This is a genomic window from uncultured Sphingomonas sp. (assembly GCF_946477935.1).
Lineage (GTDB): Bacteria > Pseudomonadota > Alphaproteobacteria > Sphingomonadales > Sphingomonadaceae > Sphingomonas.
In genome coordinates this window covers 1-9,775 of record NZ_CAMLAC010000133.1, presented here as the reverse complement: position 1 = coordinate 9,775, position 9,775 = coordinate 1, and the positions used below count along the sequence as shown (strand labels likewise).

9 protein-coding genes and 1 riboswitch are annotated in these 9,775 nt (G+C 66.8%); of the genes, 4 read left to right on the top strand and 5 right to left on the bottom strand.

What is annotated here, in order from left to right; all coding sequences use genetic code 11:
* From Q0U08_RS13460 to Q0U08_RS13450, 3 genes are all read left to right on the top strand, one after another.
* Positions 1-335: acyl-CoA dehydrogenase family protein (locus Q0U08_RS13460; RefSeq protein WP_298091902.1), on the top strand; the 335-nt coding region annotated here is incomplete at its 5' end.
* Complete coding sequence (locus tag Q0U08_RS13455) at positions 332-1,381, top strand: phosphotransferase family protein (protein WP_298091901.1); 1,050 nt, start codon at positions 332-334, stop codon at positions 1,379-1,381. The genes Q0U08_RS13460 and Q0U08_RS13455, both read left to right, overlap by 4 nt.
* 108 nt (positions 1,382-1,489) lie before the next feature.
* A complete protein-coding gene (locus tag Q0U08_RS13450; protein WP_298091900.1) occupies positions 1,490-2,563 on the top strand; it encodes a PAS domain-containing methyl-accepting chemotaxis protein in 1,074 nt (357 codons plus the stop codon).
* 163 nt (positions 2,564-2,726) lie between these two features.
* On the opposite strand, the gene Q0U08_RS13445 is transcribed toward Q0U08_RS13450, so the two are convergent.
* The 5 genes from Q0U08_RS13445 to Q0U08_RS13425 all read right to left on the bottom strand — a co-directional run bounded on the left by Q0U08_RS13445 (position 2,727) and on the right by Q0U08_RS13425 (position 9,230).
* A complete protein-coding gene (locus tag Q0U08_RS13445; protein ID WP_298091899.1) occupies positions 2,727-3,782 on the bottom strand; it encodes a low specificity L-threonine aldolase in 1,056 nt (351 codons plus the stop codon).
* 42 nt (positions 3,783-3,824) lie between these two features.
* Positions 3,825-3,935: riboswitch (SAM-I-IV-variant riboswitch) on the bottom strand.
* Positions 3,936-3,976: 41 nt separating this feature from the next.
* The gene (locus Q0U08_RS13440; RefSeq protein ID WP_298091898.1) at positions 3,977-4,855 is read right to left on the bottom strand and encodes an acyl-CoA thioesterase II; all 879 of its coding nucleotides are present in this window, start codon (positions 4,853-4,855) and stop codon (positions 3,977-3,979) included.
* A gap of 31 nt (positions 4,856-4,886) precedes the next feature.
* Positions 4,887-6,014 carry an acyl-CoA dehydrogenase family protein gene (locus Q0U08_RS13435; RefSeq protein WP_298091897.1) on the bottom strand — a complete coding sequence of 376 codons (1,128 nt, stop codon included), beginning with the start codon at positions 6,012-6,014 and terminating at the stop codon, positions 4,887-4,889.
* 13 nt (positions 6,015-6,027) lie between these two features.
* Complete coding sequence (locus tag Q0U08_RS13430) at positions 6,028-7,212, bottom strand: acyl-CoA dehydrogenase family protein (RefSeq protein ID WP_298091896.1); 1,185 nt, start codon at positions 7,210-7,212, stop codon at positions 6,028-6,030.
* On the bottom strand, positions 7,209-9,230 hold the full coding sequence (locus tag Q0U08_RS13425) for a 3-hydroxyacyl-CoA dehydrogenase NAD-binding domain-containing protein (RefSeq protein WP_298091895.1): 2,022 nt from the start codon (positions 9,228-9,230) through the stop codon (positions 7,209-7,211). Before Q0U08_RS13425 ends, Q0U08_RS13430 begins: the two co-directional genes overlap by 4 nt.
* A 267-nt stretch (positions 9,231-9,497) precedes the next feature.
* Between Q0U08_RS13425 and Q0U08_RS13420 the strand changes: the two genes are divergently transcribed.
* Positions 9,498-9,674 carry a hypothetical protein gene (locus Q0U08_RS13420; protein ID WP_162844001.1) on the top strand — a complete coding sequence of 59 codons (177 nt, stop codon included), beginning with the start codon at positions 9,498-9,500 and terminating at the stop codon, positions 9,672-9,674.
* Positions 9,675-9,775 lie beyond the last annotated feature (101 nt).

Here is a 9,775-nt window from a genome sequence, read left to right as displayed (position 1 = left end):
ATCACAGTGTGTGGGAGCAGCGGATCGCGCGGGCGCGGATCGATATCGAGATGACGCGGCTGTTGTGCCTGAAGGCGGCCGACATGATGGACAAGGCGGGCAACAAGGCGGCGCAACTGGAGATCGCGATGATCAAGGTGCAGGCGCCGACCATGGCGCTGCAGATCCTGGACGATGCCATCCAGGCGCATGGCGGGGCGGGCGTCTCCGGTGACTTTGCGCTGGCGCATGACTGGGCTGCGGTGCGCACGCTGCGTTTCGCGGACGGACCGGACGAGGTGCATGCGCGCGCCATCGCAAGGGCCGAGTTCCGCAAATATGAGGCGCCGCGATGAGCGGCACGGCGACGGTGGCGGTGGACGCGCGCGACCGGCTGGATCTGAGCAGGCTGGATGCGTGGATGGAGCGCCACGTGCCGGGCTATGCCGGCCCCCTGGCCTATGAGAAATTCTCAGGCGGCCAGTCCAATCCGACCTATCGGCTGGATACGCCGGGCGGCGCCTATGTGCTGCGCCGCAAGCCGTTCGGGCCGATCCTGCCGTCCGCGCATGCGGTGGACCGGGAATACCGGGTGATCGCGGCGCTTTACCCGACAGGCTTTCCGGTGCCGCGGCCGCTGGGGCTGTGCGAGGATGACGAGGTGATCGGCGCGCCCTTCTACGTCATGGCGCTGGTCGAGGGACGGACTCTGTGGGACGGCGCACTGCCCGGCATGACGGCGGACGGGCGCCGTGCGCATTACGAGGCGATGATCGATACGCTGGCGGCGCTGCACCGGATCGACCCGGTGGCGCTGGGCCTTGGCGACTATGGCCGGGCGGGCAATTATTTCGAACGTCAGGTCGCGCGCTGGACCAGGCAGTACCGCGCGGCGCAGACCGAACGGATCGCGGCGGTGGACCGGCTGATCGACTGGTTGCCGCGCACCTTGCCGCCGCAAACGGGGGTGTCGATCGTGCACGGCGATTACCGGATCGACAATCTGATTTACGCGCCGGACGGGGGGCGCGTGGCGGCGGTGCTGGACTGGGAATTGTCGACGCTGGGCGATCCGCTCGCCGATTTTTCCTACCTGCTGATGAACTGGCAGACGCCGCCGGACGGACGGGCGGGAATCGCCGGATTGACGGGCGAGGATACGGGCATTCCGACGATGGAGGACGCCGTGGCGCGCTACTGCGCGGCAACCGGGCGGGACGGGGTGCCGCAGCTCGACTGGTACTTCGCCTACAACCTGTTCCGGCTGGTGGGGATCGTGCAGGGGATCAAGCGGCGGATGATCGACGGCAATGCGTCGAGCGCGCAGGCCGAGCAGACCGTGGCGCGCCTGCCGATGCTGGCGGCGGCGGCATGGCACTTTGCAGTACGGGCCGGTGCGTAAACGCTAACTCCGTAGCACCAATAGAAAATTTCTTGGAAGTTGATGCAGATTGGCCTGATCGGCGCGCCGATTAAGATGGGGTTAGCGGTCTGGGATGCACGGAGCGATATGGCACAACGGCTTCCCCATGAGATCAGCAGCAGCGCTCTTCGTGAAGGTGCCTTGTGGGCAGCGATCGACCGGTCGCAACTGCTGGTCGAGTTCGAGCTGGATGGCCGCGTGGCGTGGGCCAATGCCAATTTCCTTGCGACCACCGGCTATACGCTGGCAGATATCGTCGGGCAGCATCACCGTTTGTTCTGTCCGCCCGAATTCGTCGCGTCATCTGAATATGACCAGTTCTGGAGCCGGCTGGCAGAGGGGGCGTTCCAAGCCGGCCAGCATCGTCGCCTTGCCCGCGATGGACTCAGCCTGTGGCTGGAGGCCACGTACAATCCGATCTGCGACGCGGCAGGCCGGCCGCACAAGGTGTTGAAGATCGCCACCGACGTGACCGAACAGCGCCGCGCGGCTGCCGCGGCCGAGGGCATGCTGAACGCGATCGATCAATCGCAGGCAGTGGTCGAGTTCGACATGGCCGGTCGCATCCTCAAGGCCAATGCTCGGTTTGCCGAACTGTTCGGATGCCACGGCGCGCATCTGGTGGGTCAGCATCACAGCGCTTTTTGTGAGGATGATTATGCCGCATCGGCGGCGTATCGCGACTTTTGGCAGACACTGGGCAAAGGAAATTTCGCGGCGGGCCGGTTTCAGCGGCGTGCGGCCGATGGCCGGCTGATCTGGATACAGGCGACCTATACGCCGATCCTGGACGCGGATCTCCGGCCCTGGAAGGTGGTGAAGTTTGCCAGCGACATTTCAGCGCAGGTGCGGCTGGAGCAGGAGGTGTCCGCGCGGCTGGAGGAAAGCCAGCGGTTTCGCCAGGAGGCGGACGCCAGAAGCGCCGACGTGGACCGCGTGCTGGACGAGCTGAGCCGGGTGGTGGACAGCATCGCCAGCATTGCCAGCCAGACCAACATGCTGGCGCTGAACGCCACGATCGAGGCGGCGCGCGCAGGCGATGCCGGTCGTGGCTTCGGCATCGTTGCGGGCGAAGTGAAGAAGCTGGCCAACGACACGCGCGCCGCAGCCCATGCGGCGCGCACCATGCTGGCGGACACGGCGGCGTCCGCCGCACGTTGAGAGTCCGCCGTGAAACTCGCGAAAGAGCGAGTTTCACGGCGGCACCAGCCCGCTCCCCCACCCGGCCTCCCATCAAGGATACTCTGTGGGAGGCCGGGTGGGGGAGCGGGCTGGTGCCGCGAAACGTGCCTTCAGCACGTTTCCAAACAGTCTCTGAGCGGGCTCAGGCGGGCACCAGTTCCTCCGTCAAGGCGGCGGCATGGATATCGGCGATCAGCGCTTCGACCCGCGCAGGATCGGCATCCCAGGCGAACATGAAGCGGGCGCCGCCGCCGATAAAGGTGTAGAAGCGCCAGCCGCGGGCGCGCAAAGCCGCCAGCACGGGCTCGGGCGCCTGCAGGAACACGGCGTTCGCCTCCACCGGGAACATCAGGGCAATGCCGGGCAGATCGGCGACCCGTTGCGCCACGTGCTGCGCACAGCCATTGGCGTGGGCGGCGTTGCGCAGCCATGCGCCACTGTCGAGCAGGCCGACCCAGGGGGCGGCGAGGAAGCGCATCTTGGAGGCGAGCTGGCCCGCCTGTTTGCAACGATAATCGAAATCCTGCGCCAGTGTGCGATCGAAGAACAGGATCGCCTCGCCCACGCCCATGCCGTTCTTGGTGCCGCCGAAGCACAGCACGTCGACGCCGGCCTGCCACGTCATCGCGGCGGGCGAGCAGCCGAGCGTGGCGCAGGCATTGGCGAAGCGGGCGCCGTCCATGTGGAGGCGCAGGCCAAGCTCGCGGCAGGTGGCGGACAGCGCCTCGATCTCGGCGATCGTATAGACCTGGCCGGTCTCGGTCGGCTGGGTGATGGTGACGGCGCGGGTCTTGGGGAAGTGGATGTCGGAGCGGCTGGTGGCGAGGGCGCGTACCGCCTGCGGGGTCAGCTTGCCGTCGGCGGTCTGGGCGACGAGCAGCTTGGAGCCGTTGGAGAAGAATTCGGGCGCGCCGCACTCGTCGGTTTCGACATGCGCCGAGGAGGAGCAGATGACGCTGTGATAGGACTGGCACAGCGCGGCGAGCGCGAGCGAGTTGGCCGCGGTGCCGTTGAAGGCGAAGAACACCTCGCAATCGGTGTCGAACAGGCGGCGGAAAGCGTCGGAGGCGGCATCGGTCCAGGGATCGTCGCCGTAAGCGGGCGCGTGGCCACGGTTCGCCTGCGCCATCGCGTCCCATGCCTCCGGGCAGATGCCGGCATAATTGTCACTGGCGAATTGCTGGGCGGTATCGGGCACGCGTGCGGTTCCTGTTTCTTGCAAAGACGGAACGACGCTTGGGAAGGGCCCGAGGTTTGCCGGTCGGCCACATCCCCCCATCCGTGGATGGGGGCACCACCTTGCCCGGGAGCAGGTTGGTGCCGGGCGTCGGCCCGACTCTTGATGTTGTGGCGGCGCGGTTAGCAGGGGATCGTGGGGTGGGCAAGTAGGTGTCAGGTGCGCTGGCGGATCAGTCCCTCCTGCGCGACGCTGGCGACGAGGCGGCCGTCCGCGGCGAAGATGGTGCCGCGGTTGAAGCCGCGGGCATGACCGGCCCAGGGGCTGTCGGTGACGTAGAGCAGCCATTCGTCGGCACGGAAGGGTTCATGCAGCCACAGGGCATGATCCAGGCTGGCGGTCTGGATCGAAGGCGTCAGCCAGTGGACGCCGTGGGGAAGCATCGCGGTGCCGAGCAGCGCCATGTCCGAGGTATAGGCGAGGATCGCGCGGTGCATCGCATCGTCCGCCTCGATCGGCGCGACGAGGCGGAACCAGATCGCCTGTTTGGGGGCGTGCTTCTCGGTCGACATCCAGTCGTGCGGATAGACGGGGCGCATCTCGATCGGGCGCTCGCGCAGCAACAGGCGGCGGACCTTTTCAGGGATGGCATCGGCCATGTCGCGGCGCAATGCGGCCTCGCTGCGCAAGGTGTCGGGCGGCGGCACGTCGGGCATCATGTCCTGGTGTGTCATCCCGTCCTCCGGCATCTGGAAGGAGCAGGCCATGTTGAGGATCGGGCGGCCGCGCTGCATGGCGATCACGCGGCGGGTGGCAAAGCTGCGTCCCTCGAAATCACGAACCACCCGGTAGATGATCGGGAAATTCTCATCGCCTGGCCGCATGAAATAGGCGTGGAGCGAGTGCGCGACCTTGGGCGCGTCGGTGGCACGCTGGGCGGCTTGCAGCGCCTGGGCGATGACCTGTCCGCCAAAGACACGGCCGACGCCGCCGGGCTGGCGACGGCCACGATACAGGTCGGTGTCCAGTTCCTCGACGTCGAGCAGGTCGACCAAGTCTTGCGCGAGGCGGCGGGGATCTGCGGGGGCGTCCATGCCATGCGTGATGGCGTGCTTTCCGTAAACGTCAATAGCCCGATGCGACGGCAAGGCGATCCGCATGGTAATTGGCGTCACCGAACAGCTCGGCCAGCACGCGGGCGCGCTTCATGAAGAAGCCGATGTCATATTCGTCGGTCATGCCAATGCCGCCGTGCATCTGGATGCCCTCCTGCACCGCCAGCGTGGTGGCGAGGGCGGACATCGCCTTGGCGACCGACACGGCGTCGTCGGCCGCGGCGTCGCCAGCGTCGAGCAGTTGCTGCGCCTTCAGCACGGCGGCGCGGGCGACCTCCATTTCGCTGTAGAGGTGGGCGGCGCGGTGTTGCAGCGCCTGGAAACTGCCGATGGGCTGGCCGAACTGGCGGCGTTCCTTTAGATAGCCGGTGGTGCGCTCCATCGCGCCGGTGCCGACGCCGAGCAGTTCGGCGGCGGCGCCGGTACGGCCTGCGGCGAGCAGGCGGGCGAGGGGGACGGCGCCGGCATCGACCTCGCCGATCACGGCATCGGCATCGACCTGCACGCCGTCGAAGACGAGATCGGCGGCAAGGCCGGCGTCGGCGATGCGGTGTGGGTGCGCGGAGAGGCCGGGGTGGTCGCGGTCGATGAGGAAGAGGGTGACCCCCGCGCGTTCGCCGGGTGCGCCGGCGGTACGGGCGGCGACGACGATCAGGTCGGCGATGTGACCATGCGTGACGAAGCGCTTGGTACCCGACAGGCGAAAGCCGTTGCCGGCACGTTCGGCCCGCAAGGCGATATGATCGCGGTGCTTGGGCCCCTCGTCGATGGCCAGCGCGGCGACGGTGTCGCCCGAGACGATGCCGGGAAAGACGTTTGCGGCATGGGGCGTATCGCTCAACGCGGCGACCGCCGCTACTGCGGTGGACAGGAAAGGGGACGGAGAAAGGTTGCGGCCGATCTCCTCCAGCACCACGCCCGCCTCGACATGGCCGAGGCCAAGCCCGCCTTGCGCTTCGGGAATGAGGATGCCGGTGAAGCCCATCTCCGCGAACTGTTTCCACAGGTCGCGCGAGAAGCCGGTGGGATCGCCCGCGTCGCGTAGTGCCCGCACGTGCGAGGGCGGCGCGGCATCGCCGATGAAGTCACGCGCGGTGTCGCGCAGCATCGACTGCTCTTCGTTCAGGAACAGAGGCATCAGGGTAAACTCCTCAGGCGCCGGGCAGGTCGAGGATGCGCTTGGCGATGATGTTGAGCTGGATCTCGCTGGTGCCGCCTTCGATCGAATTGGCCTTGGTGCGCAGCCAGGCGCGCGCCTTAGCGCCGCCATGCGAGCGTTCGCTGTCCCATTCCAGCGCATCCGACCCACCCGCTGCCATGACCAGTTCGTGACGCGCCTTGTTCAGCTCGGTGCCGTAATATTTCATCATCGACGGCTGGGCGGGGTGTGCCTGACCCGCCTTCAGTTCGTCCATGAAGCGTTCGCTCATCGCGGCGAAGGCGCGGGCGCGGACATCGAACAGGGCGATCTGGCTGCGGAGCAGCGGGTCGGCGAGGCGGCCGGTCTCGTCGTGGCCGATCGCCTTCAGCGCGCCCTCGATCAGCGCAGTTTCGCCGCGCGCGCCGAGACCCATGCCGGAGATCATCTCGCGCTCATGGCCGAGCAGATATTTGGCGACGTCCCAGCCCTTGTTCTCTTCATGGACGCGGTTGGCCTTGGGGACCTTCACGCCGTCGAAAAAGGTCTCGCAGAAAGGCGAATAGCCGCTGATGAGCAGGATGGGCCTGGTCGAGACACCCTCGGACGCCATGTCGAACAGGACGAAGCTGATTCCGCCTTGCTTCGACTCCTTCGAGGTGCGGACGAGACAGAAGATCCAGTCCGCCTTGTCGGCATAGGAGGTCCAGACCTTCTGGCCGGAGACGACATAATGGTCGCCGGCATCCTCCGCCCAGGTGGCGAGAGAGGCGAGGTCGGAACCGGCATTGGGTTCGGAATAGCCCTGGCACCAGCGGATCTCGCCACGCGCAATTTTGGGGAGGTGTTCGCGTTTCTGGTTCTCGGTGCCGTATTTGAGCAGCGCGGGGCCGAGCATCGAGATGCCGAAGGAGTAAAGCGGGGAGCGGGCGCCGAGCGCACGCATCTCTTCGCGCAGGATCTTGGTTTCGGCCGGAGACAGACCGCCACCGCCATATCCTTTCGGCCAGTCCGGCACCGTCCAGCCGCGTGCGGCCATGCGGTCCAGCCAGTCCTTTTGTGCAGGGCTGGACGGCTGGAAGCGGCGACCGCCCCAGCAGATATCGGCATCGCCGCGGACCGGCTCGCGCATTTCGGGCGGGCAGTTCTCCTCCAGCCAGGCGCGGGTTTCGGCGCGGAAGGTGGCGAGGTCGCTCACTTGATCGTGCCTTGGCGCAGGCTGTTCGCGACGGGAAAGCCATGCCTGTCGAGGCCGGCGACGATCTTGTCATAGCCTTCGGTCTTCGCCCAGAACATCGGGCCGCCGCGATAGACGGGCCAGCCATAGCCGTAGATCCAGACTACATCGATGTCGGAAGCGCGCTGCGCCTTGCCTTCCTCCAGGATCAGCGCGCCTTCGTTGACCATGGTGTAGAGGGTGCGCTCGATGATTTCCTCATCTTCGATCACGCGCTGCGGCGTCTGCGTCTTGAGACGCCATTCGTCGAGGATCTCGGCGACGCGCGGGCTGGGGCGGGGGGTGCGCTTCTCGTCATAATCGTAGAAGCCGGCCTGCTTCTTCTGGCCCCAGCGGCCTTCGGCGGCGAGCTGGTCGCGAACGCTTTCGATGCGGCTGGGATCGCGGTGCCAGCCGATATCGACGCCAGCGAGGTCGGCCATCTGGAACGGGCCCATCGGCATGCCGAATTCGACATGGACGCGGTCGATCTGTTCGGGGGTGGCGCCTTCCAGCAGCAGCGCATTGGCCTCCACCTGGCGCGGCATCAGCATGCGGTTGCCGATGAACCCGTAGGTGACGCCGGCGACGACCGCGACCTTTCGGATCTTTTTCGCGAGCGCCATGACGGTGGCGAGCACGTCGCCCGCGGTCTTCTCTCCGCGCACCACCTCTAGCAGTTTCATGACGTTGGCGGGGGAGAAGAAGTGCATGCCGAGCACGTCCTGCGGCCGCGCGGTGCAGGCGGCGATCACGTCGATATCAAGATAGGAGGTGTTCGACGCCAGGATCGCACCGGGCCTGGCAACGGCGTCGAGACGGGTGAAGATTTCCTTCTTGACGTCCATATTCTCGTACACCGCCTCGATAACGAGGTCGGCGGTGCCGAGGCTGTCGAAGTCGAGCGTGGGGGTGAGCAGGCTCATGGCGCGCTCCACCTGCTCGGCCGTCATCCGGCCCTTGGCGGCGGTGGCCTCGTAATTGCGGCGGATGATGGCGACGCCGCGGTCCAGCGCCTCGGCGCTCGTCTCCACGATGGTGACGGGCAGGCCGGCGGACAGGAAGTTCATCGCGATGCCGCCGCCCATCGTGCCCGCGCCGATGATTCCGACGCGTTCGACGGGCCGGGTAACGGTCTCGGCGGGTACGTCGTCGATGCGGGCGGCCTGGCGTTCGGCGAAGAAGAGGTGGCGCTGCGCGGCGGACTGGTTGTCCATCATCAGCCGCATGAATTCGGCGCGTTCGAACTGGACGCCCTCGGCATAGCCGGTCTCGCTGGCCTTGACGATGCAGGCGATGTTGGCGGCGGGGGCCTCGAACCCGCGGAAGCGGCGGGCATTGGCCTTGGTGAAGGCGGCGACCGCGTCCGGGTCTGGCGCGAGCGGGCTTTGCGAGGCGCGGGGGATAGGGCGCTTCGTCTTGATTTCGTTAGCAAAGGCCAGCGCATCGGCGGCGAGACTGTCTTCACCGACGATGCGGTCGATCAGGCCGGCGTCATGCGCGGTGCGGGCGGATATGGGGTCGCCCTTGGCTGTCATATCCAGTGCCAGCGGGATGCCCGCCACGCGGGGCAGGCGCTGCGTGCCGCCGGCGCCGGGGAGCAGGCCGAGTTTTACTTCCGGCGTGCCGAGCTTCGCCGAAGGCACGGCGACACGGTAATGGCAGGCAAGCGCGACCTCGCACCCGCCGCCGAGCGCGGTGCCGTGGATCGCGGCGACGATCGGCTTGTCCGATGCCTCGATCATGTCGACCAGCATGGGCAGCACGGGTTCCTGCATCGGCTTGCCGAATTCGGTGATGTCGGCGCCCGCAAAGAAGGTGCGGCCTTCGCAGCGGATGACCATCGCCGCGATCGAGGCATCGGCGACGCCCTGCTTCACCGCCGCCTCCAACCCCTGGCGGACCGCGGCGCCGAGCGCGTTCACCGGTGGATTGTCCGAGATGATGACGAGTATGTCGCCGTGGCGTTCGGTACGGATGGGGGAGGCGGGGGTGGTCATCGCACACTCTCCTGATCGATGGCGTAAGCGTATTTCGCCATACCATGCTTTCAAATATGAGCGGGTGTATCGCGCCGGATTGACGGCGGTGCAAGCGTCTTGTCGTGAGATCCGGCCGAACCCGATCTTCAACATGGATCACGTGGCCGAATATCGGGCGGGATGGAAGCAATCCCTTAACGCTTTGTGTGTTTGTGTTCGTGGACAAGCGCGTTAGCCTTGTCGGTGAACGCGTTGGCCTTATTGGCAGGCCCAGGGAGATCGGTGATGGATGGTGCGAGCGATGACCAGGGCTCGGAACGCGCGGAGCTGCATTTTCTGGCGGCACTGACCGACGAACTGATGCGCCACCTGATGGATGCGGGCGTGCTGAGCCGTGCGCAGTTGCAGGCGATCGAGAATGCAGTGGCCGAGCGGACCGGCAGCGTACCGCGCGCCTGGTAAGCGCTATGCCCGCCCGGTGACGCGCCGGACCGCGTCCGCCCAGCCGGCGAGCCGGGCGATGCGGGCCGATGCATCCAGCGACGGGCGAAAGGCGGTGGTGG

Excerpts from the sequence above, each read along its gene's own strand:
- Q0U08_RS13450 (WP_298091900.1), top strand. The coding sequence starts at position 1,490 with ATGGCACAACGGCTTCCCCATGAGATCAGCAGCAGCGCTCTTCGTGAA.
- Q0U08_RS13440 (WP_298091898.1), bottom strand. The coding sequence starts at position 4,855 with ATGGACGCCCCCGCAGATCCCCGCCGCCTCGCGCAAGACTTGGTCGAC.
- Q0U08_RS13455 (WP_298091901.1), top strand. The coding sequence starts at position 332 with ATGAGCGGCACGGCGACGGTGGCGGTGGACGCGCGCGACCGGCTGGAT.
- Q0U08_RS13435 (WP_298091897.1), bottom strand. The coding sequence starts at position 6,014 with ATGCCTCTGTTCCTGAACGAAGAGCAGTCGATGCTGCGCGACACCGCG.
- Q0U08_RS13420 (WP_162844001.1), top strand. The coding sequence starts at position 9,498 with ATGGATGGTGCGAGCGATGACCAGGGCTCGGAACGCGCGGAGCTGCAT.
- Q0U08_RS13425 (WP_298091895.1), bottom strand. The coding sequence starts at position 9,230 with ATGACCACCCCCGCCTCCCCCATCCGTACCGAACGCCACGGCGACATA.